The 20,951-nt window shown below is 71.4% G+C and carries 24 protein-coding genes and 1 pseudogene; 17 read left to right on the top strand and 8 right to left on the bottom strand.

All coding sequences use genetic code 11. The features are described 5' to 3' along the window. A partial coding sequence (locus tag PHK61_RS29335; protein ID WP_274284571.1) for a hypothetical protein occupies window positions 1-363 on the bottom strand: 363 nt, incomplete at its 3' end. Between the two features lie 967 nt (window positions 364-1,330). Then, window positions 1,331-1,762 (bottom strand): hypothetical protein, encoded by a 432-nt coding sequence (locus tag PHK61_RS29330; RefSeq protein WP_274284570.1) that lies wholly within the window; start codon window positions 1,760-1,762, stop codon window positions 1,331-1,333. 179 nt (window positions 1,763-1,941) lie between these two features. Here PHK61_RS29330 and PHK61_RS29325 point away from each other — a divergent pair, with 179 nt between their 5' ends. After that, window positions 1,942-2,430 carry a universal stress protein gene (locus PHK61_RS29325; RefSeq protein ID WP_274284569.1) on the top strand — a complete coding sequence of 163 codons (489 nt, stop codon included), beginning with the start codon at window positions 1,942-1,944 and terminating at the stop codon, window positions 2,428-2,430. 65 nt (window positions 2,431-2,495) lie between these two features. Here PHK61_RS29325 and PHK61_RS29320 read toward each other — a convergent pair whose 3' ends face one another. Further along, window positions 2,496-3,251, bottom strand: coding sequence for a hypothetical protein (locus PHK61_RS29320; RefSeq protein ID WP_274284568.1), 756 nt, complete (start codon window positions 3,249-3,251; stop codon window positions 2,496-2,498). Between the two features lie 212 nt (window positions 3,252-3,463). Here PHK61_RS29320 and PHK61_RS29315 point away from each other — a divergent pair, with 212 nt between their 5' ends. After that, window positions 3,464-3,775, top strand: a complete 312-nt coding sequence (locus PHK61_RS29315) for a hypothetical protein (RefSeq protein ID WP_274284567.1) — start codon at window positions 3,464-3,466, stop codon at window positions 3,773-3,775. Between the two features lie 72 nt (window positions 3,776-3,847). Here PHK61_RS29315 and PHK61_RS29310 read toward each other — a convergent pair whose 3' ends face one another. Further along, window positions 3,848-4,216 carry a hypothetical protein gene (locus PHK61_RS29310; RefSeq protein WP_274284566.1) on the bottom strand — a complete coding sequence of 123 codons (369 nt, stop codon included), beginning with the start codon at window positions 4,214-4,216 and terminating at the stop codon, window positions 3,848-3,850. A 705-nt stretch (window positions 4,217-4,921) separates the two neighbouring features. After that, complete coding sequence (locus PHK61_RS29305; protein ID WP_274284565.1) at window positions 4,922-5,179, bottom strand: CGNR zinc finger domain-containing protein; 258 nt, start codon at window positions 5,177-5,179, stop codon at window positions 4,922-4,924. Between the two features lie 14 nt (window positions 5,180-5,193). Between PHK61_RS29305 and PHK61_RS29300 the strand changes: the two are divergent. From PHK61_RS29300 to PHK61_RS29285, 4 genes and pseudogenes are all read left to right on the top strand, one after another. After that, window positions 5,194-5,313 (top strand): annotated as a pseudogene (locus tag PHK61_RS29300) (ATP-binding protein); the annotation flags it as partial. 671 nt (window positions 5,314-5,984) lie between these two features. Then, window positions 5,985-6,953: a non-homologous end-joining DNA ligase gene (ligD, locus tag PHK61_RS29295; protein WP_274284564.1), complete on the top strand. Its 969-nt coding sequence runs from the start codon at window positions 5,985-5,987 to the stop codon at window positions 6,951-6,953. A gap of 793 nt (window positions 6,954-7,746) precedes the next feature. Then, a complete protein-coding gene (locus tag PHK61_RS29290; RefSeq protein WP_274284563.1) occupies window positions 7,747-8,307 on the top strand; it encodes an RNA polymerase sigma factor in 561 nt (186 codons plus the stop codon). Window positions 8,308-8,401: 94 nt separating this feature from the next. Then, the gene (locus PHK61_RS29285) at window positions 8,402-9,322 is read left to right on the top strand and encodes a toprim domain-containing protein (protein ID WP_274284562.1); all 921 of its coding nucleotides are present in this window, start codon (window positions 8,402-8,404) and stop codon (window positions 9,320-9,322) included. A gap of 3 nt (window positions 9,323-9,325) precedes the next feature. On the opposite strand, the gene PHK61_RS29280 is transcribed toward PHK61_RS29285, so the two are convergent. The 3 genes from PHK61_RS29280 to PHK61_RS29270 form a co-directional block, all read right to left on the bottom strand. Further along, on the bottom strand, window positions 9,326-9,481 hold the full coding sequence (locus tag PHK61_RS29280; protein WP_274284561.1) for a hypothetical protein: 156 nt from the start codon (window positions 9,479-9,481) through the stop codon (window positions 9,326-9,328). Between the two features lie 127 nt (window positions 9,482-9,608). Continuing rightward, the gene (locus PHK61_RS29275; protein WP_274284560.1) at window positions 9,609-10,172 is read right to left on the bottom strand and encodes a GNAT family N-acetyltransferase; all 564 of its coding nucleotides are present in this window, start codon (window positions 10,170-10,172) and stop codon (window positions 9,609-9,611) included. Continuing rightward, window positions 10,169-11,476, bottom strand: a complete 1,308-nt coding sequence (locus PHK61_RS29270; protein ID WP_274284559.1) for a helix-turn-helix domain-containing protein — start codon at window positions 11,474-11,476, stop codon at window positions 10,169-10,171. The genes PHK61_RS29275 and PHK61_RS29270 overlap by 4 nt, the downstream gene beginning before the upstream one ends. Window positions 11,477-11,648: 172 nt before the next feature. Here PHK61_RS29270 and PHK61_RS29265 point away from each other — a divergent pair, with 172 nt between their 5' ends. The 11 genes from PHK61_RS29265 to PHK61_RS29210 all read left to right on the top strand — a co-directional run bounded on the left by PHK61_RS29265 (window position 11,649) and on the right by PHK61_RS29210 (window position 20,743). Further along, window positions 11,649-11,897 (top strand): helix-turn-helix domain-containing protein, encoded by a 249-nt coding sequence (locus PHK61_RS29265; protein ID WP_274284558.1) that lies wholly within the window; start codon window positions 11,649-11,651, stop codon window positions 11,895-11,897. Beyond that, a complete protein-coding gene (locus tag PHK61_RS29260; protein ID WP_274284573.1) occupies window positions 11,897-12,130 on the top strand; it encodes a hypothetical protein in 234 nt (77 codons plus the stop codon). The genes PHK61_RS29265 and PHK61_RS29260 overlap by 1 nt, the downstream gene beginning before the upstream one ends. Continuing rightward, window positions 12,127-12,549, top strand: a complete 423-nt coding sequence (locus tag PHK61_RS31965; protein ID WP_337994012.1) for a WhiB family transcriptional regulator — start codon at window positions 12,127-12,129, stop codon at window positions 12,547-12,549. Before PHK61_RS29260 ends, PHK61_RS31965 begins: the two co-directional genes overlap by 4 nt. Beyond that, on the top strand, window positions 12,546-13,085 hold the full coding sequence (locus PHK61_RS29245) for a hypothetical protein (protein ID WP_274284557.1): 540 nt from the start codon (window positions 12,546-12,548) through the stop codon (window positions 13,083-13,085). Before PHK61_RS31965 ends, PHK61_RS29245 begins: the two co-directional genes overlap by 4 nt. After that, window positions 13,078-13,437 carry a hypothetical protein gene (locus PHK61_RS29240; RefSeq protein WP_274284556.1) on the top strand — a complete coding sequence of 120 codons (360 nt, stop codon included), beginning with the start codon at window positions 13,078-13,080 and terminating at the stop codon, window positions 13,435-13,437. Before PHK61_RS29245 ends, PHK61_RS29240 begins: the two co-directional genes overlap by 8 nt. Beyond that, the gene (locus PHK61_RS29235) at window positions 13,434-15,290 is read left to right on the top strand and encodes a type IV secretory system conjugative DNA transfer family protein (protein ID WP_274284555.1); all 1,857 of its coding nucleotides are present in this window, start codon (window positions 13,434-13,436) and stop codon (window positions 15,288-15,290) included. The genes PHK61_RS29240 and PHK61_RS29235 overlap by 4 nt, the downstream gene beginning before the upstream one ends. A 17-nt stretch (window positions 15,291-15,307) precedes the next feature. Further along, window positions 15,308-16,588, top strand: coding sequence for a hypothetical protein (locus PHK61_RS29230; RefSeq protein WP_274284554.1), 1,281 nt, complete (start codon window positions 15,308-15,310; stop codon window positions 16,586-16,588). A gap of 541 nt (window positions 16,589-17,129) precedes the next feature. Further along, the gene (gene ltrA, locus PHK61_RS29225; RefSeq protein ID WP_274284553.1) at window positions 17,130-18,803 is read left to right on the top strand and encodes a group II intron reverse transcriptase/maturase; all 1,674 of its coding nucleotides are present in this window, start codon (window positions 17,130-17,132) and stop codon (window positions 18,801-18,803) included. Then, window positions 18,800-19,504, top strand: a complete 705-nt coding sequence (locus PHK61_RS29220) for a hypothetical protein (RefSeq protein ID WP_274284552.1) — start codon at window positions 18,800-18,802, stop codon at window positions 19,502-19,504. Before ltrA ends, PHK61_RS29220 begins: the two co-directional genes overlap by 4 nt. Continuing rightward, on the top strand, window positions 19,501-19,899 hold the full coding sequence (locus tag PHK61_RS29215; RefSeq protein ID WP_274284551.1) for a hypothetical protein: 399 nt from the start codon (window positions 19,501-19,503) through the stop codon (window positions 19,897-19,899). Before PHK61_RS29220 ends, PHK61_RS29215 begins: the two co-directional genes overlap by 4 nt. Beyond that, complete coding sequence (locus tag PHK61_RS29210; protein ID WP_274284550.1) at window positions 19,892-20,743, top strand: hypothetical protein; 852 nt, start codon at window positions 19,892-19,894, stop codon at window positions 20,741-20,743. Before PHK61_RS29215 ends, PHK61_RS29210 begins: the two co-directional genes overlap by 8 nt. Window positions 20,744-20,951 lie beyond the last annotated feature (208 nt).

The following is a 20,951-nucleotide window of genomic DNA, read 5'->3' as shown; positions in this document are numbered from 1 at the left end:
CCCTTCACGGCCTACGGCCATGATCGTCGGTCTCCGAGCTAACGGGGGAACCTCAAGCTGCGGGTACATCACCGACCCCATGTCGATCACGGCCTTGAGCTTGTTGACCTTGTCGAGCGGGCCGTACTCCTCGGCGCCGGTGCCGTCGATGCCGGGAGGTCCGTGGGTCAGGAAGTACTCGGTGCGGGGGTAGGGGCCGATGGCGTCGTAGTAGTCGATGAGCATCGCGTTGACGTAGATGTCGCGGTAGGGCGGTGGCCCCGCGGCCCGCGTCCGCTCGGCCAGCGCCGCATCGCCGGTGCGGGCGGCGAGGTCGAGCACCTGGCCGTAGATGATCCGGTCGGCCTCGAGCTGGCTGGCCACCTGTCCGGTACCGACGTAGGCGGCGAACAGCTCGGGTGGCGCTGGACGGCCAGCACGCCGAGCGTGCTGTCCCAGGAGTTGCCCACCACGGTGATCTTCTGCTGATGGAACCGGTCGCGCAGGTAGGTCGCGAGCTCGACGGTGTCGTCGACCGCGCGGTCGAGCGTCCAGGTACTTGTGGGATCGAGCGCGGCGTACGAGGTGCCGGTGCCGCGCTGGTCCCCACCGCGAGCACGACGTCGTCCTCGAGCTCGGTCATGTAGGCCCGGGCGTAGCCCAGGTCGCTCTGTCCGGGTCCGCCGGCGAGGTAGAGCACCACCGGCGCGGTGGCATCACGCCCGCGGATCATGACCGTATGGTCGTGTCCGCCGAGGCGGACGATGGCCAGCTCCGCGACGCTGCCCGGCACCGGCGCGCCGGTCGCGTCGACGATCGGCGCCGTCGTGCCCGGGCGGGTCAGCACGACGGCCAGGGCGACGAGGGCGACCGCGACCAGCGCGGCGACTCCCCGGCGGGCCAACTGCGCCGCCCGGCGCCGTCCGCGGGCGACGGGCGCGCCGGAGCGCCGGCGGGCGAGTCCCGCTCCCACCGCCGCGCCCAGCACGAGCGGCATCAGCTGGACCAGAGCGTGGAACCCGCGCCCGAGGACCAGGACGAGCACCCCGAAGAACGTCGAGACCTGGGGGCGGTCGACCGTCGGGCCAACGACGCCGATCCGACCGATCTCGACGGTCACGGCGAACACCACCGGCGCCACGAGCATCGCCCAGCGCGATCGCAGGACGAACCCGGCGAGCACGCCGACCGCGAGAGCGACCGCCATCGCCGTCACCACGCCCACCGGCGTGGATCGGTCCCCGCGGCATCGCCAGGGCGGTCAGCCAGCCAGCGAGCCCGGCAACCGCGACGACGATCGCGGACCGGGTCCAGCGCCGTCGCGGGAGAGCCGTGCGGACGGAGGAGCTGGTCACGCCGTGGTCGCCGGCGCGCGGTGCTGCGCCCGGCGCACGACCGCCGGCGCCAGCGCGGTCCAGATCGGGACGAGGATCCAGATGCGCCCCGCGGTCACGTCGTAGTCCGCGAGCACCGTCGACCACGGCAGCCCGGCGACCAGACCGCCCCAGCCGAACTCGAACGCCAGCGTCAGCACCACCCACGCGGCCCCGATCGCCCACGCCTGCCGGGCCGTCGGGATCGGGCGCCGCCAGTGCAGCCACCACACCAGGGCCGTGAGTGCCACGAGCAGGATGACGGTCGCGAGTGCCCGTGCGGCGGTCTCACCCAGCCAGGGCTGGGTCACCAGCGCGCGCAGCGTGCCGTTGGCCAGCGCCAGCACGAGCACGCCGCACCAACCCAGCAACCAAGGGCCCCACACCGAGCTCGTCGTCTCCCTGCGCACCTCCCTAGGGTCATGCCTGTGACGGTCGGCGGGGCAGGGCCGAACCGCCCTGCGCGGCGGTCCAGAGGCCCTCAGGGAAGGGCCGGCCCGGTCAGGGTGCCTGGCGGGGACATCCAGCCCTCCCAGGGCGCAGAGCGGTGCGGCAGGGTCGATGCGACACGGCGGCGGAGGGAGCGGACATGACCGAGGACGCGGCGCGGGGTGTAGTCGTCTGTGGCGTCGACGGCTCGACGGGGTCGCGGTATGTCTTGCGGGAGGCGATCCGGTCGGCGGTTCGCCGTGGTGCCCGGGTCCGGGTGGTGGCCGTGTACGAGCCGCCGGAGATGTGGGCGGCGATGAGCTGGGGCGCCGTCGGGGACCTGCCGATCCCGGACGCCGAGACCCTGCACCGGCACGGGCTCGAGGGCGCCCAGGGGCTGGTCGACGAGGTGACCCAGTCGATGGCCGCCGACCTGACGCTGCCCGAGATCACCGTCGAGGCGCGGCCCGGCCGAGCGGCGGACGTGCTGGTGGACGTCGCCCGCGACGCCGACCAGCTCGTCGTCGGGCACCGTGGGCGCGGGGCGTTCGGCAGCGTCATGCTCGGATCGGTGGGTCTGGGCTGCGTGCTGCACGCGACCTGCCCGGTCACGGTCGTCCCCGAGCCGATCACCGTCGCGAAGGAGTAAGGACCCGGCCGACGCGGCGCGACCCCTCGATGGATCGGTAACGGGGCGGCCACCGCGAGCCACGGTCACCCGCGGGCACGGAGGCACAGCAGGCCGCCTCGGACTCTTCCGACTCCACGGGCAACCCACCAGCCACCCGTGCTCGGTCGGGGGCGGGCTGTTCTTGGACGCGCTCGGTCGGCCAGCTCAGCGCGGAACACGGTATCGCGCACCGACCGGGTGACCTCGTCGAGCTCGGAGACCTCGGCGAGCAGCCGGTCGGGCACGGCGGGCACGGCGGTCGAAGCCATGCTTGTCAACGCGAGTCCGACGCGCTGTATCCGTTGGAGCACCTGTTGCGACAGCGACAGCACGAGTTGCTCGCGGTCTTCCAGGACCCGGACGGCCTCCCGGTCGCGGCGGCCCCGCGCCAGCTCGATCGCGGTGGTGGCGTCGGCCGCGAACCCCAGCAGCATCTCCGCCTCGACCGAGTCGAACACCTCGTCCGCGGCGCCGCGGGTCAGGGAGATTACCGACCGCGTTCCCGGACCGCCGGTCGACGCCGCGACCGGCACGGCGAGGACCGAGCGCACCTCAGGCGCCCGCTCCACCACCCCGGTCGTGCGCGGATCCGCGGTGGCGTCCGAAACGAGCACCGCCCCGTCTTCGTCCAGCGCGGTGTGGGTGATCGACCCGCTGGTCGCGGCCGTCCGACCGACCCAGTCGACGAGGTCACCGGCTGCGGCGGTCACTGTGGCGGTGGCGGTGGCGGGCTCGGCGTCGGCGACCTCGGTCATCGCCGCGCCGCGCGCCTGGGCAACATCGACGGCGGTGTCCAGCACGTGCTGCAACTCGCCCTGCGGTGCGAGCTCTCCGGACAGCAGCCCACTTGCGAGGTACGCAGACGCCGCCTGCCAGCGCTCGCGACGGCGGGAGGCGTCGAGGAGCAGGGCGTTCTCGACGGCGATGCCGGCGGCGCCGGCCAGGGCGGTCAGCAGCTGCTCGTCGTCGGCATTGAAGCCGCCGTCGTGCTCGCTCTCGGGTGCATCGGCGGGTGGTGGTCGGGGAAGCCCACCGCCCCCGGGTGTGTAGACAGGTCTTCCAGACGCAACGCTCGCGGGTCATCGATGAGGCATCCCAGGACTCCTTTGCCCTGCGGGAGCTCGCCGATGCGCGCGACGGTCGCCTCGTCCATGCCGACGTGCACGAAGCGGATGAGCTGCCCGTCACGCACGACGCCGAGCGCGGCGTACCGCGCCGCGACCAACGCCTTCGTGCTCTCGGCGATGCGCTGGATGAGCTCGTCGAGCTCGAGTCCGGCGGTAATCTTGGCGACGGCGTCGAGCAGACCGCGGAGTCGTCGTAGGGCGTCGCGCCGTCGGGTGCGGGGGAGAAGACGAAGGCGTCGGTGCTGTGAAGAGAATTGACCGCAGCTGACCTACGCGACCTTGTCGAGGGTGACTCGGTAGCCCAGGTTGTGGAGCTGGTTGATCAGGCGGGTCGGCAGCACGTAGAGGCGGATGAGGTCGTCATAGCGCTCGCGGGTGGTGTCCTCGAGCTCGACGACCTCGAGCCACTGCTCCACGGCTCGGCGCACCGTGATCTCGGACTTGGGGTGCTGGTCCTCGTCGACCTGGCGCTGCAGCCGCGTCAGCGCCTTCTCGGCCTCGGCGTAGGTGCCCACCGTTTTGCGCAGGCGACGCGGGCGACCCGTCAACGGGTCGGTGCCGGCGTAGACCCACGCGCGGTGCGAGCCGCTCGGCAGCTGTTCGATCCAGCCGCGGCGACGGCGTGTGCGAGGTGGCATGGGGCGAGATTAGGAAGCGTTCGTCCCACGACTCGTCCCACGCGGACTCGGGCCAGTAACGGCCCGGCGACGTTTCCGCTGGTCAGCGAGTGGTGCCCCCGGCAGGATTCGAACCTGCGCTCCCGCCTCCGGAGGCCGGGCGACCTTGACTTCTCAGGCGTCCTACCTGGTCCTCTGGCGGCCGCGTCTTCGCGCCAAGTGCCTCCCGTGACCCCCGGGGTCCCGTAGTTCGTGCCATGTCCCGTGCCACGGCGACCATGAGTCATGGTTCTCGCGAGCTGCGGCACGGGTCGCCGCTACCACCGACCCTTCTCGCTGTGCAAGCGCCTGGCCTTACTGGTTGAGCTTGGACGTCAAGGCCCCCGCCCGGTCCGCCCGAAGCTGACAGGGAAGTTTTCGACGTGCGCCGAGCAGGACGACGTTGCCGCTCGAGGGTCGGGTTCGCGGCCGGGCGTGGCTCCGTGAGCGCTGGTGGCTTGTTGGTCGATGGTCATCCCGCGCACCTACGCTCTCGAACGGCAGGTCCGACCGAAAACTCAGCTCGGTCAGCCGCTCACTCCTGACCGTGGGGCGACCTTCGAGGCGCTCGCCGGACCCCGGCGTCCGGACTTCGGTACGGAGTGGAAAGGAGCTGGTGGGACTGTTCGGCGCGTAGCGGGTCTTTCGCGGGTGGTTGCCGGTGGAAGGTCTCCAGCCCGTCGCTCGTCACTCGGTCGCCCGCGCCCCTTGGGCGCGCCGCTGCCGGGCTCGCGACTCGTGGGCCGCGACCTTGCTGCGGTTGCCACACATCTCCATGGAGCACCAACGGCGAGCGCGATTGCGGGAGGTGTCGAGGAAGACCAGGACGCAAGCGTCGTGGTTGGCGCAGCGACGGAGGCGGTCGGTCATGGTGCCGGTCAGCAGGCGCGCGCCCGCATCGGCGAGAAGCCAGGGCAGCGCGCCCGCGTCCGCACTGAGATCCACGCGAAGCCGGTGGCGCAGCGATGATCGACCGCCTCGTGCACCACGCCGAGGTCGTCTCCCTCAAGGGCGACAGCTACCGACTCAAGGACCGCGACCTCGGCCGCGTCCCCGCCGCCGGCAAGACCGACGACTAAAGAGATCAACAACCAGGCAGGGGGTCCATTTTCGGCCGTCGCCAGTCCAGGTTCAGCCGCCGTTGACACAACATGACGGGGCGACTTCGACAAGGTTCGGAGGCACGGGACGGTCAGCCGTCCAGCAGGCCCCGCCTGATGTTCGGGTTCTCGTGGCCGGCTGGAGCGGGGCCTGGAAAACGTGGCGCCGGGTCGTGCTCCGGGCCGAGCACCCGCTCCGCCACGCGCGAGGCAGCTTCTCATATGCGGGGTGCAGCTGGCGTATCGCGCCAACCCGAGGCCAGTTCTTCGAGCAACTCGGACACGGCCGCTGCGGATACTCGGTCAAGGCCAGCGAAGCCGCCCGGTCCGCGCACGCGAACCTTCTCGGCCGCCTGGTACATCTCAGCTGCCTGGGCTTCGCGTTCTGCTCGTCGTTGTACGTCGTGGTGGGTGACCAAGGCGTGCACTCCCTTCGGGCAGACGTCGGGCGTCTGCCGCGGGGGGGAGCGCAGCAGCACCAGGATCGCACAGCGCCGCAGCCGCGGCGCCGCACACGAGTTGTAGCCGCCCTCCCCGACACCGTGAGACGGTCTCCGAGGCTCCGCCGGTCTGGCCGAGGTGGTGGTAGACCCGGTGTGGTGTCCCGTCCTCGGCTCAGCTCGTCATCGGGGCTGGCGCGCGTCGCCCCGATGTTGGCGACCGCAGGGGAGGTGCCGACGGGGCCGGGGTGGGCGTTGGAGCTCAAGTGGGACGGGATGCGGGCCCTCGCCTACGTCGAGAGCCCGGAGCTCGAGTCAGTGACGTTGGTCAGCCGCAACCAGCGGGCGGTCACCGGCTCCTACCCGGAGCTTGCGGCGGCGCTGGCTGACACCGTCGGCACCCGGCAGGTCGCGCTGGACGGTGAGGTCGTGGCCCTGTCGGTACCTGCGACCGGATCGCTGGCCAAGCCGAGCTTTGACCGGCTGCAGCTGCGCATGGGCGTGGTCCGGCCATCGGCAGCGCTGCGCGCGGAGGTGCCGGTGACCCTCGTGGCCTTCGACGTGCTCGCTCTCGACGGCGAGTCGGTGAGCGACCAGCCGTGGGAGGAACGCCGCCGGCTACTCGACGGGCTGGGTCTGGACGCCCACCCGCGGCTGACGACCTCCCCGTGGCTTGAGGGCATCGAGCCGGCGGCGGCCCTCGCGCTGGCTGAGAAACACGGCATGGAAGGCGTCGTGGCCAAGCGCCGCGACGCGCCGTATCGGTCAGGCCGCTCGCATACCTGGATCAAGACCCCGATCTGGCGCTCGGTCGAAGCAGTCATCGGCGGATGGGCCCCAGGCCGCGGGCGCAACCACGGAAGCCTCGGTGCGGTCTTGCTCGGGCTCCCCGACGCCGATGGACGCCTGCGGTACATCGGCCACGTGGGTACCGGCTTCACCCACGCCACCCGCGACCGGCTACGCGACCAGCTCGTCACCGAGGCGGTCACCAACAGCCCGTTCGCCGGCCCCGTGCCCGAGGAGCGAGCGGCACGGTGGTGCGCACCTCGGCTCGTCGGAGAAGCCCGCTTTCGCAGTTGGACCGACGATGGCCACCTGCGCCACCCGAGCTGGCGAGGCCTGCGCCCCGACCGCGACCCCGACGAGCTGGCCGCCGCCGACGGCGGCGGGCGCTGAGCGGGGCTCAGCGAGAAGTCGGGGGAACCGGGACAAGACCGGGTGCGTCGAGCCCTGCATGACCACCTTGGAACCCGGTTACTTGCACCGCGACCATGTCTGCGCTCTCTTCGCTCTGGCTCTCGGCGGGCACGGCCGCGCCGAGGACGAGCTGAGAGAGCTCGCCGTGCACCATGACGGAGCCGCGGAACTCCTCTGCGTTCTGGCCTGTAGCGATATGCCCGTGCACACCGGTGCTCCGCGCCCTGCGGACGTCGCCGCCACCGACCAGGTGATCGCTGCCGTGCTCGAGGCCGTCCTCTGTAGAGCTCGGCGCACGTAGGTCCGAGCTCCGGGCGACGACGGGTCGGCCGGGTCAGGGCTCCTCAAGGCCGGGCGGCCGTGGGCCTTCGGCCCTGAACGGAGCCGCTTCGCGGCGCTGCTCAAGTGCCTTTCTTCTCCCCGTGGGGCGTCCCGAGTCTGAGGGGCCCGGAGCAGGCAAGCCGTCGATGAGCCGGCCCCGCACCGACCCGGTGACCCCGCCGCAGCCCTCCCGCGCCGAGTAGCTCGGCTGTGGCCTGCCGGCCGCCTTCCGATGGCGGGCCCACCGGGTCGGAGGAGGCCGAACCCCCGACGGTCCCTCCGGGACCTGCCCCGGACCCCTCTTCGCGACTCGCGCCCCACGGGGCGAAGGAAATGGCAGCGGCGGCCTGGGAAGGGCGGCTGGTGCTGGCTTCTCGCCCCGGCTCACGTCGCGTCCGGGAGGACAGCAGAGATGACCGACCCCTCCACCGACGAGGACCGTCACCGCGAGTTGACCGACCTCGAGCTGATCGAGCTCTACCGTCACCACGACGACCTCGGAGCGATCACCGCCCTCGTCCGCCGCTATGACGCGGATCTGCGCATGATGGTTCGCCGGATCCTGCGCCACGACGAGGACGCCGCCGACGTCGCGCAGACCACCTGGGTCCGCGTCCTGACCGCTCTGGGACGACCCGAGCACGAGGTCCACGGCATCGTCCGGGGCTGGCTGTGGAGCATCGCCCGCAACGAGGCGATCGACCGGCTGCGACGAGCCCGTTGCCGCCCCACCACCGGCATGCCGCGCGGCCTCGACCCGGCGATCAGCATCAACGACTACTCGGCCGCCGACGCGCGCCTGGTGCTAGCCGGGCTGCTCGACGCGCTGCCCGCGCAGCACCGCGAGGCGATCACCCTGGTGTGGCTGCGCGGACTGTCCGTCCAGGAAGCGGCAGATGTCCTCGGCGTTGCGATCGGCACGATCAAGAGCCGATGCGCTCGCGCCCGCACGCAGATGGCCGCCGCGGTCTCGCGCGGCGGGCTGATCACCACAGCCCTCGATCCCGGCTGAACGGCGGATGGCGGGCGGGCGGCGTGGCCGTCCCGCCCGCCGGTCTGAACACCCCACACCGGGGAACTCCAGGAGCGAAGCGGAGGAGAGCCACATGGCCGATTACGAGGCCAACAGCACGACCGAGGTGGGCCAGCGGGTCCCGAACCCTCGTGGCGGTCCTGACACCCCGACGCCGTTCGCTGATCAATGGCTGGCGGAGGTGCTGGCCGCGATGGGATGTCGGCGATCGGGTCGCAAATGGCAGTGCCCAGCCCACGCACACACGGAGGTCCACTCCGCGTCCCTGGCGATTGGACGCCGCGACGACAGGCAGGGGGCGTGGCTGCACTGCCACGCGGGTTGCACCGTCGCCGCCGTCCTGCGCGTCCTTGGACTGCGCGGTAATCACCTGCAGCGCCCGCCTCGGGTCACACCGTCCCGGTACGTCCGGTTGAAGGGCCTGCACCAGGAGTGGCCTGCCCTGAAGAACCCGGCTGGACGTGCCGAGGGCGCCGGCTACCGTCACGAGGCCTGGCACTCCTACGGCGCCGACCACGCAAAGCAGCGTCTCCGACGGCCCGACGGGTCGAAGGCCATCCACTGGGAATCCCGCAACGCGCGCGGAGAGTGGGTCCCCGGTCTCCTCGGCACCCGCGAGGCCGACCTGCCGCTATACCGCGAGGACGAGGTGCGGATCGCTGCGGCGGCCGGAGAAACGGTCGTCCTTTGCGAGAGCGAGTCCTCGTGTGACGCCCTCCGCGGCCTGTACGTGACTACGTGGGCAGGCGGTGCCGGCAGCCCGCCTCTGGAGATCCTCGCCCGGGTTCTCGCCGGGGTGGACGTGGTGATCGTGCCCGATAACGACGAGGCCGGACTCGCCTGCCTTGATCGCCTCCTCGAGGTGCTACCCGAGGCGCGGGTGCTCCTCGGGCTGCGCGGTGACGACACGAGGGACGTCTACGCCCGGCTCGGGTTCGATCGCTTCATCGGAGAGCTACATGCCGCCGGAAGGTCGAGACCTCGAGGGAGGTAGACCTCAGGCGGGAAACAGCACCACGCGGCTCGGAGAGGAGGCGGGTGCCTTCGGGTCGACGACCACCTCGCCGTCGACCCTCGCCCCACCGGAGGTGATCCATTCCCGCGCGCGGTCCTCGGAGAGCCCAGCGCCGAGGAGGCGGTCGAGCACGGTCACGGGGCGACCAGCGCGGTCCTCGAGCTCATCGTCAGGCACCCGCCCACGCTAGGCAGGCACCCCGACAACAACGGGTCGACGGCCCGCGACGTCACGCCCGCGAGTGAGGTGATCGTGGTCTCGCAGCTCAGCAGGGCGCATCTCTCAACGGGCGGATCATCGCGTCGTAGACCGGAGCGTCGTCGAACGGCTGAATCTGCCCGACCCGCTCGTAGCCCCACGACGTGTATGCCCGGTGAGCGGGCTCGGCGTCGGGACGTACGAGGAGAGTCAACCGCTCCTCGGCCAGCCCTGCGATGAGATGGGCATGGAGCTGGGCGGCGTAGCCCCGCCGACGCGACTGTCCGCGCACCGCGATCTCGATTACTGCGAAGGTCCGGCCCGGCCACTCCGTCGTGAGGTCTCTCGGCAGAGGCTGGAGCGCGCCGTCCCACCACTTCGTGTTCGGGGTGAGTTGGTGCCCGAGCGCGAAGCCGACTGCCTCGCCCGCGACGGCCGCGATGACGACGCGAAAGCTCGGAGCCTTCGCGCGATGCGGCAACGATTCTGCAAAGCCAGCGAAATCGTCAGGTCCTTCGTGGTAAGGCGCCTCGGCGTAGACCTCGCTGTAGATCGAGGTGACGACGTCGAACGTCTGCGCGCTCTCCTCCGCGCCATACGTGGTGATGACCGCTTCCGTCGACGCGGTCATGCGGCCGAGATCAATCTGCGGGCAGCACTCGCGAATTGCCGAGCGGGTGGATACGACTGTGCAGCGAGGTGATCGACGGTCGCGGCTAGATCGACCAGAATGCGTTTCGACCCGTTGAGGTCGTTGATGCGCTTCACCGCTGCGCTGGTGACGGCAATCGCTTCGTCCAGCTGACGGGTGCGAGCGAGGACGGCGCCGAGACGAGCCGAGTAGATGGCGTGGTTACGCGGGAAGCGGGCCTCGTCCGCCGAGGCCAGGGCGGCTCTGGCCGATCGCTCTGCGAGCCTGCCATCGCCGAAGGCGAGGGCAACACGGGTCTCGTGACACGCGAAGTCTGCGGGGCTCCAGAACTGGAGCCAGAGCGGGTCGTACGCGCGCGGGCCACGCTCGAGCTGCTTCCGCGACTGGATGAGCGCTTCCCGTGCTGCGGTTCGGTCTCCGGTCTGTGCGTGCCCGACCGCCTCTCGAGCAGCCAGGACGGAGAGCAGGGTCGGGCTGGAAGGGCTCTCCTGCGCGGCTCGACGGGCGGCCTCGGCGAGGGGCGCCGCCTCGCGCACGTGGCTGAGGCTGCCGCTCGCGTGCAGGGACATCGACGCCAGCGCTGCAACGTGCGCCGTGGGGACGCGGCCCACGTCGCGGGCGAGGTGGATCGTCTCCAGCCACCAGGTCCGGGCCACTGCGCCCTGACCAGCGTCGTAGGCGAGCCATCCGGCGTGCTCCATCGTGGTCGCGGTGACGGCGCGTAGACCAGCACCGACGTCCTCGCCGTAGCGACCCGACCGCAGCGCGTCGCCCAGTCTCCGAGACATCGCGTCGGCGACCTCGTACAGCTGGACGCCACCCTGGACATCGTCCAGCTCGAAGAGACGCTCGAGGGCGCGCCAGGCCTGGTCCACGTCCGGCTGGCCGATGGCCGACAGCGACGCGATGCTCCCCGGGAGGAGCGCGGCCGCCGTGAGAGCCGCCGCGCCGCCGAGGAAGTCACGCCGCCTCACGTCGTCGAGCGTACTGCCAGCGGTGGGTGATGGCGGTGGGCTGACGCCGAGAGTTCCGGGCGGTACGTGGAGGACGCGCGCGAGGTCGCCGAGGACGCTGGCGTCCTTGGCGGCCCGCGTCGAGGCCCGTTCGATCCTCGAGATCGTCGCCTGCGAGACGTGTCCGACGCGTGCCGCCAGACCGGCTTGGCTCAGGCCGAGGGCGAGGCGGGCAGCACGGATGATGGCGCCGACGTGTCCTGCTGCGGTTGCGGCGCGATTGCTCTGATCAAGTAACGCTTGCGCAACAATGGCCTTCTCGTCGTCCATGGCGCCCCCTGCCGCTCTCGCGCGAGCCGTGATGAGAGTAGCGCGGCTATGCAGACCGTCGTGGCGTTATTCAGCTCTGCATAGGACTCGGGTCCGGAGGGCTCCCTCTAGCTCTACTCGATCCCACGACTTCCCGCGAGGCCGAACCGCGCGGGGCGAGGAGGGATCAAGCATGGCTACGACCGATGAAGCCTCAGTCCCGCGGTTCTACAGCGTGGCCGAAGCAGCTCGAATCCTGGGCGCCGCACCGGTGACGCTGTATCGCGCAATTCGCGCCGGCGAGTTTCCCGCCGTTCGAATTCGCGGTCGACTCATCGTCCCCGCCAGCGCACTCGAGGCGATGTCGGCGACGACCGTCTCCCACGGCTCGCTCGTCGACGCGGCCGAGTGGACCTCGCAGACGCGAGGGGTGGGTCGGTGATGGGCAGCGTCGGACTCCTCATCCTGGGAGCCATCCTCGGTGCCTTCATCTGCGCCAAGACGAGGTCGGCGGCCGGCGCCGTCGCGTTCTCGTTGGTCGCGCTGGTGCTGTTCATCGGCACACCGGTGGGGCAGGGCCTGCCGGACGCCATCTCGGCCTTCATGTCTGCGGTGGACCAGGCGACGACGCCGGCACTGGCCGGCACGCCGGGTGCCGAAGGCGGCCCGCGGTGAGCGCGCACGACCTCGACGAGGGCGCGGTGCGGGACTGGCGTGCCCGGGCGGCGTGCCGGGGCGTGGACCCGGAGCTGTTCTTCCCCGAGCCGTCGGACGAGCCGCTGGTCAAGGCCCAGGTAGCGGCGGCGAAGGCGGTGTGCCGGCCGTGCCCGGTGCGCGAGCGGTGCCTGGTTGACGCGATGAAGCGGTTGCCGCACGGCATTGCAGGCGGGTTGACCGAGCAGGACCGTCGTCGACTGCGGACGGTGCGGGGGATGGGCATGGGCCGCAGGCCCCGCTGGCTCGTGCTGCTCGAGGCCGGCTGCTCGCATCGCGAGGTCGCCCACGAGTGCGGCGTGAGCATCCGGACCGTCGAGCGATGGGTCGCTCGGCAGCAGGACCACGGAACTGCAGGCGTCGGCGATGGTTCCCGGTGAGCGCGCTCGAGGTGAGTCGCCGGACGCAGGCGGCAACGTCGACGCGCGAGCACGTGCGTCGGGTGGCGGTCGCCGCCTACGGCGCGACCGAGGCCCAGGAGCCGATCGAGGGGTTCCACGGCTTGTCGCGGTCGGTGCTCGACGACCCGCTGGCCGGTGTTCGGGCAGGGCGACTGGTGGCGGACGTCGCCGCGGGCGCGGTCCGCGAGTGGGCGCTGCGGCCTGGGGGTTACGGCTGGAGCTGGGACGCCGTCGGTGCGGCTCTCGAGCTGCCCGGGCCGTCGGACGGCTCGACCCGCGCGGAGGCGGCGTGGGAGTGGCTGGTCGAGCACCGGCCGCCGGCTCCGGCCCGCGAGGTCGGTCGACCAGGGTCGGCGGTCTGGACGTGCACGACCTGCCGAGCGCGGGTCCGCGACACCGGCCCGTTCGCGTCACATCCGGACGACCGCGAGAACGGCCACCTCGACGACTGCACCCGCCGCCTCGGCTCCCTCAAGGCCTGGAGACGCGAGATGGAGGGGGACACGGATGTCTAGGAACCGGAGCACCACGACGGTGTCGACGGTCGGGCTGGGGCAGACGGCGCCGTTGCTGCTCGGCACCGAGCTGGTGCGATCCGACGTAGCCACCACCGTGCTGGGGTTGGCGCTGGGCGATGTGCCGTGTGGCGGGCCCGTCACGTGGGCCCTGTTCGTCGATGCCGTGCTCGTCGGGCGCACCGACGAGGCGCTGACCGACGAGGCGGCGCAGGCGTGGGCCCGGCGGATGCTCGGCGACGGCGTGCGCTTCCAGCTCGCCCACCGCGGAGGTGGCTACTGGCTCGCCGAGGCTGCCAAACAGGGTGAGCTCACGGGTCCGCGACCAGGCGGCGGCGGGTGGTCGCGGTGATCGTCACGCTGCTGGTCCTGGTGCTGCTGCTCGGGGCGACGGCCCTGTTCGTGATGCGGGGCGCGATCCGTCACGCGGTCGTGTGCGGGGCGCTGGCGACGTTGCCGGCGACGACGCTGCTTCAGGCCCTGTCGTGGCCGACACTGCTCCTGGCGGCGCTCGTGCTCGGCCTGGTCGGGTGGCATCGCTGGTCTCGCTCGCGGTCCATCGTCAGCCGCTGGTCGTCGCGCTCGCGGCGTCGCGCCGGCGTCGCGTCCACCCTCGACGTGGCTCGGCACGCCGGCACCGTCGCGACGCGCCGCCGTGCGTGCACGGTGCGTCCCTCGCTGGCTCGGCTCACGCGGCGGGAGCGACTCGGGGTGCCGACCAGCGCGGTCGGGGTGGAGCTGTGCCGCGTCGGGGTGCAGCGGGTGTGGTCGTCGATCGAGGACGTGACCCTGGTCTTCGGTGGTCCACGTACCGGCAAGACCGGCTGGCTCGCCGGCCGAGTCCTCGACGCGCCGGGGGCCGCGGTCGTGACCTCCACCCGCACGGACCTGCTCGAGCTCTGCGCCCCGATCCGGCAGAAGTCCCGCGGCCCAGTGTTCGTGTTCAATCCAGTCGGGCTCGGCGGACTGCGCTCCACGATCAGCTTCGACCCGCTGACCGGCTGCTACGACCCGGTGACGGCGGTGGAGCGTGCGACCGACATGATCGCGGCGACCTCGCGAGCGAGCAGCGGGGACGCCGAGCGGTGGGACGCTCAGGCTCGCCGTGTCCTCGCGGCCCTCCTGCATGCCGCCGCGCTCGGCGGCGGATCGATGCGCGACGTGCTGGGCTGGGTCGCCGACAACGACCGCGCCGCGCGCGAAGTCCCAGCGCTGCTGCGGCGCAGTCAGGTGGAGACCTTCGACAAGGCGGCCGAGCAGTTCGTCACCACCAACGACCGCACCCGCACCTCGATCACCAACTCGATCATGCCTGCATTGGGTTGGCTCAACCATCCCGCGGCCGCGGCCGCCGCCTCGGGCTCCGGCTTCGACGTGGAGGATCTGCTCGAGGCGCGGGCCACGGTATTCCTGCTCGGCGCCGAGGAGGCCGACACCGGGCCGCTGGTGTGCGCGCTGACCGGGCACATCGCTCGAGAAGCTCGCCGACTGGCGGTGGCCAAGCCGGCGGGGCGGCTGGACCCGCCGTTGCTGGTGGCGCTCGACGAGGCGGCGCTCATCTCGCCGGTGCCGTTGGAGAACTGGACCGCGGACATGGGCGGGCGCGGGGTCACGATCATCGCGCCGTTCCAGTCCCGCGCCCAGCTCCTCGCCCGCTACGGCGAGCACAAGACCGCCACCATCCTCAACAACACCGGCTCGGTGTTGTTGTTCGGCGGCACCCGCGACCAGGCCGACCTGCACTTCTGGTCCACCCTGGCCGGGGATCGCGACGAGCGCATCAAGACCACTGACCTACACGGCCGGGTCGCGTCGCGGACGGTGCGCAGGGTGCCGGTGCTCGCGCCGGCGCAGATCGCGAACCTGCCGGCCGGGAAGGTCGTGGCCTACCGCCGCGGCATCGCCCCGGTCATCGGGCGGGCCCCCATGGCCTGGACCCGCGCCGACGTCCGCGCCCACCAGCAACGATCCGCTGAAGGCTGGCGCGACTGGCGAGGCCGGTGGCGGCGGGCCCGCGCCTGGGCCGACGTCGGTCTCAACGCCCTTAGGCGGCGCATCACCACCCCTCGCCGCACCACCTCGCCCGTCCCGCGCCCCCGGCCGGGAGCGCACGCGCCGATGGTCATCGACGTCGATCCGGTCGTGGAGCCCGTGATCGGTGTCGACCCGCGTGACCGGCCTGGCGACAACGGGTGGTCTCGGTGACCGGGCCGAGGTGGAACGTGCCGGCCGTCGAGAGCCCGGTCGGCCGCGACGCAGCGACGGCACCGGACAACACCAGAGCCCGCGCCTTCGACGGCGGACCGTTCATACCGAACACCACCAGCAACGGCAGTGACCACGGCTCCGTCGCGCAACAGGTCGACGTCCCATGGCCGACCCCGGACCCGACGGTGCCGCTCGAGCAGCTCACCGACAGGGAGCTCATTGCTCGTGCCGAGTACTGCGACGAGGTCGCGCACACGGGGACGCCCGTGGACCGGGTGTCGGCGCTGCGCGAGCTCGACGCGGCGTGGGACGAGGCCGAACACCGCGCCGCCCACCACCCGCCGGCGAGCCTGCCGGCCCAGGTTGCCGGCTACATCGGCCTGGTCCGCGAGGACTACGACCACGCCCTCGCCGCCGAGACCGCCACGTGGCGGAACCAGCTCGACGCCGTCCTCCCGCCCGCGGAGCGCGTCCTCGATGCCCCCTCCGATCAGCTCGTTCCGCCTGCGCTCGATCTCGCCGCCGAGCAGGCGCCCGCGGTGGGGAAGCCGGACGGCCGAGGCTTGGCTGACTGGGATTCGGCGGCCGCGATCGCCGAACGCGACGGACACGTCGCGTTGGACCCGACCGTCCCGGGAGGCTTCCGCGCCCTGACCGCTGACGAACGCCAGGTGCTCGTCGACGACGCCCGCCCGAGCGGGTCAGGCGCTTGGAACGCGGACCAGCATGTGGCCTACCTCGATAGTCGGCCGGATGCCGCGTCCGGGCAGGGGATGCTCTATGACCCGGCCGCGGAGTACGGCGACGCCGGCTGGCGGGAGCCGGCCTCCGACGAGGAGGCTGCGGCCCGCACCGCTTACGTCCGCGACAGCTTCCCGTCGGCGCCGGGATGGTCGCCCCGCCCGCTCACGCAGGTCGAGGACGCGATCGAGGATGCCGCCGAGCGCGCGGTGCTCTCTTACCGCGCTCACGATCACGACCCTCGCGCCTGGGCCGAGTACGAGCGTCTGCTCGCCCTCGACAGCCTCGCGCCCCTTCCGGACGAGCGCGACGCCCTCGACGATCTCCACGCCGACGGCGACCACGACCGCCTGGTGGCGCCACGAACTGCAGAGCACCCGGAGGTGGATGGCACTCGGGGTCGGTCGGGCTTCGCAGCGTGTGAGCTCGATGCGGCCAGCCCCGACGAGACCGAGGCGGAGCAGCGGCGCGCGCAGCTCAACCGCTGGCACGACGACGACGTGCGCCGTGAGGCGCTGGGGATTCGAGCGGAGGTGGGAGACCTCCGCGACTGATTCTGTCGCAGCAGAACGGTGAAGCTGAGGGCAGCCAGACCCGGGTGATGCCGGGAATGGCGGGAGCAGCCCTGACAAAGCCGGGACGTGCCGGTACTGCCAGATGGTGCGGGTTCGGCGAGCGTGATGGAAAGGAGTACGCAAGGAACCGGCGCGTTACGTCTCTTAACGTGCCACCGGCTCAAACCTGGCGGATATGGGCCGGTCGCGGTGCGCACCCCGCCCCTCATGACGGGTTGGGGGAACTCCTGGGCTGGTCTGTCGTCTCCAGCCGGGAGGCCACGAGGAATGTCTGCGGCGTACTCGTGGCGATGCCGCAGGGACAGAGTCGGGCTCCTAGTCCATCGAGCGAATCACCAGTGAACACGGGAACCACCCGGGTCTTGCCCTCTTTCCGCGTTGCCGACGCGGCGGGCGGGGTTGAGCGCATCGACCGCTGATCGGTCCGGGGTGGGGCGGAGCCGCCGTAGTACTCCGAGCCGGGGAGAGCCCGTGCACATGGGGAAGGGCGGCAGCGGTTTCGAGAAGGGAGGAGGCTGTAATGCCGAAAGACGCGGCGCTGAACAGCGACGCTCCAGCTCTAGCGGCCCACCAGGGGTCGTGGGCGCGGGTATCGGGGATGCAGGCCAAGCTTCACCAGTGGGCGGCGATCGATCCTGGTCGCCGGTTTGACGACCTCTTCAACCTGGTGCATGACCCGGCGACGTTGAAGGTGGCGTTCGACCGGGTCGCGAGCAACACCGGAGCCCGCACTGCCGGGGTGGATGGCCGCACGGCCACCCACATCGAGCAGAACATCGGGGCCGAGGTGTTCCTGGACGAGGTGCGCGCCCAGCTCAAGACGGGTGCGTTCCGGGCCCTGCCGGTGCGGGAGCGCAAGATCCCCAAGCCGGGTGGGTCGGGCAAGGTCCGCAGCCTCGGGATACCGACGGTCGCGGACCGGGTCGTTCAGGCGGCGTTGAAGCTGGTGCTGGAACCGATCTTCGAGGCCGACTTCATGCCGGTCTCCTATGGGTTCCGGCCCAAGCGGCGGGCCCACGACGCGATCGCCGAGATTCACCTGTTCGGCACCAACGGATACCGGTGGGTGCTGGACGCGGACATCGAGGCGTGTTTCGACACCATCGACCACGCCGCGCTGCTGGAGCGGGCGAGGGTGAGCGATAAGCGCGTCCTGGTGCTGGTCAAGGGGTTCCTCAAGGCTGGGCTGCTCAGCGAGCTCGGCGAGGAACGCGACACCCCGACCGGCACGCCGCAAGGGGGCATTCTCTCTCCGCTGTTGGCCAACATTGCCTTGTCGGGGCTCGACGAGCACTTGCACCGGCCGTGGCAGCCCGGCGGGGTCATGTCCACCAAGTATCGACGCATGGTGCGTCGTCATCGGGGGTCACCGGTATGGCGGATCGTTCGCTATGCCGATGACTTTGTCGTTCTGGTCCACGGGACCCAGACCGACACCGAGACGGTGCGCGAGGAGATCGCGCGTGTGCTTGCTCCGATGGGTCTTGCGCTGTCACCAGTCAAGACCGCGGTCGTGCACATGGGCGAGGGGTTCGACTTCTTGGGGTTCCGCATCCAGTGGCGCCGCAAGAAAGGGGCGAACACGTGGCACGTCTACACCTTCATCGCTGACCGGCCTGTCCGGTCGGTGAAGGCGAAGATTCGCGCCCTGACCAACAGGAATTCCCAGCAGGACCTCGGAAAAGTGCTGAGACGGCTCAACCAGATCATGCACGGCTGGGCGACCTACTTCCGTCATGCGGTGGCCAAGCGCACCTTCGCCAAGATCGCCGTGTTCGCCTGGCGACGGGTGGTCGCGATGATGCGCAAACGCCACCGCTGGCAGCGGGTCGACCTCCGCCGCCGGCTCATCGACCCCACCGGTCGATGGGGACGGCCGGCGGCGGACGGGATCGAGCTGTTCGACATGGGCGCGGTGTGGGTGACCCGGTACCGCTACCGCAGCAAGATCCCCAACCCGTGGGTCCAATCCGTCAACACCCATACGGCAGAAACCGTGGAGAGCCCGTTGCGTGGAGACGCGCACGGCGGGTTCGGCGAGCGGCCTGGGGAAACGGACCGGGAACAATCCCGGCACCGCGCCCCAGGCCGACTCAACCGCAGCGCCCTCGAACCGAGCGAGATTGATCGCGTCGACGCTGACACCGGCGATGAGACTGCAGCAGGTGATGGCGGCCCGGGGCAGGACCGATGACACGTCGCCCGCCCCAGCAACCCGGCGGCGACGCTGAGTTTGCGCGCATCGAGGCCCTGGCCGGACTCGCCCGGGAAGTCGACGGACTGCGCCGTGGTCTGGAGGCCGTCGCGGGTATGCCGACCAGGGTTGACGACCTGGCCCGCACCGTCGCCCAGCTCGCCGACGCGGTCGCCGCCGTGCCGGCGCGCCCAGGGCCGACCGTCGCACCGTCCTGGCTGGCGGCGCCGGCGGATCCTCAGGCCGTCGCCGAGCTTCTCGAGGAGCTCATGGCGTGGCTGCACGCGGTGTTTCTGCGCTACCCGGATGGCATTGCGGCCCTACCGGAGTGCTGGCTGTGGCATCCCGACGTCGTCGAGGAGCTGCTCTGGCTGATGCAGGCCTGGCGCGCCGCTTACGAAGGTCGCGGGGCGTCGGTGCAGCTCGCGGGGGATTGGCACGACCGCCAGCGCCCTGGGGTCGTCCGCCGGGTCCGACAGGCCGCCGGGTCGTGCAGTCGGGAGAACCACCAGACGCGGCCCGGGTGGCATAACCAACCCGGCGGCGCCACCGCCGTTCCCTCGCTGGACGCGGCGGCGTCCATCGCCTCGTGGTGGGCGCACTCCCGCGACGAGCCCGGGCCAGAGCCCGCTCGGCGGTCCGACCAGAGCCACGACTGGCTGACCGGCCCTGGCCTCGGAGCCAATGGAGGGCACCGATGAGCTCCGCTGGCTCGTCGGCGGAGCCGACCCTCTCCCGCCGAGAGCAGCGAGCGCGCGAGAAGGCGGAGTGGGCCGAGCACGACGCCCTGATCAAGCGCCTCGGGCAGCTCTGGCCTAACTACGGATGCTTCTGCGGCACGCTCGACGATCTGCGCCGCACCGTCGCCGACCTCGAACGCCGCGCCGAGCGCACGCCTCCGGAGCGGACCGCTGCCCGAACTCAAGCGTCGGCGTCGTCGGACGGCGGCCCGCAAGTGGCAGCACGCCTCGCTGTCGCTCGTGCTCAGCAGCGCCTCGAGAGCGCCCGTGGCTGCGGTGAAGGCGCGGATGGTGCCGCGTCACGTGCGGAGCTCGGTCGCGTCCACATCGACGGAGCCGGTGAGGTCGATGATTGACCGCGCCCACGGTACGAACCCGCCGGCTGCACGGGCCGTCCGCGCTGCTATCTGGCTGCCCGGCTTGGCGGTCGCCCTCGGCGCAGCAGCCGCCACCGCCCACGGCCTCTACGAGGTCGCGGTCGCTGCACGGGTGCCGGTCGGGATCGCCTGGCTCTATCCGCTCATCACCGACGGGCTCGCACTGGTGGCATACAGCGCCACCGCCCGCCTTCGCGACGGCGCGGCTCGCTACGCCTGGGCCGTCGTCGTCGTCGCCGCGGGGCTCTCCGGACTCGCGCAAGCCACGTATCTCGCCGGCGGCCCAGCGGTCGAGGTCGCGCCTGCTCTGCGGTTCGGGGTCGGCGCCTGGCCCGCTGTCGCCGCTGCCGTCGTGGCCCACTTGCTCTACCTGCTCGCCACCGCCGAACCCGCCCAGGCCGACTCTGTTCACTCAGGTGCGGCGCTCATCGGCGAGTTCGGCCCGTCGGCCGTTCAGCGCGGCGGCATTCAACGTCCGCCGTTCAGCGCGTTCAGCGTTCAGCCCGAGCCGCCGGGGGCAACTGTTCAGCCGGGGCTGTCGGACCAGGGCGATCCGACGGCTACGGCACCCACCGAGGACAGGGCGACGGACGCTCAGGCATCCCGGCCGGCGTCGTCACCGGCCCGCGACCGCGCCGAGGCGGCTGCGTCGTGGCACGCGCAGCGCCACGGCGCCTGGCCGACCGTCAGCGAGCTCGAGGCCGCCGCCGGCGTCTCGCGCGGCACCGCCTCGGCTGCGCTCAAGGCGTTGCGCGACCGACCGCTGCCCCTGCACCTGATCAACACCGCCGACCCCGACGCCACCGACGAGGCCCACACGTGACCACCGAAGCGCCGATCACCGCGACCACGAGAACCGACCCGACCCAAGAACCAGGACAAGAACAAGAGCCAAGAGCAAGACCACTTACCGACACCGATCACTACGCCGAACAGACGACAAGACACGAGCAACAGGACCGAAGGACGAAAAGATCAAGGGAAAGATCAAGAGCCGCACACCTATGCATCACGATCCTCGGGCACCGGCC

It is taken from the genome of Actinomycetospora lutea, from assembly GCF_028737205.1.
In the GTDB taxonomy this organism is placed as follows: domain Bacteria; phylum Actinomycetota; class Actinomycetes; order Mycobacteriales; family Pseudonocardiaceae; genus Actinomycetospora; species Actinomycetospora lutea.
The sequence above is the reverse complement of the archived record's forward strand: the minus strand, read 5'-3'. Positions and strand labels throughout refer to the sequence as shown.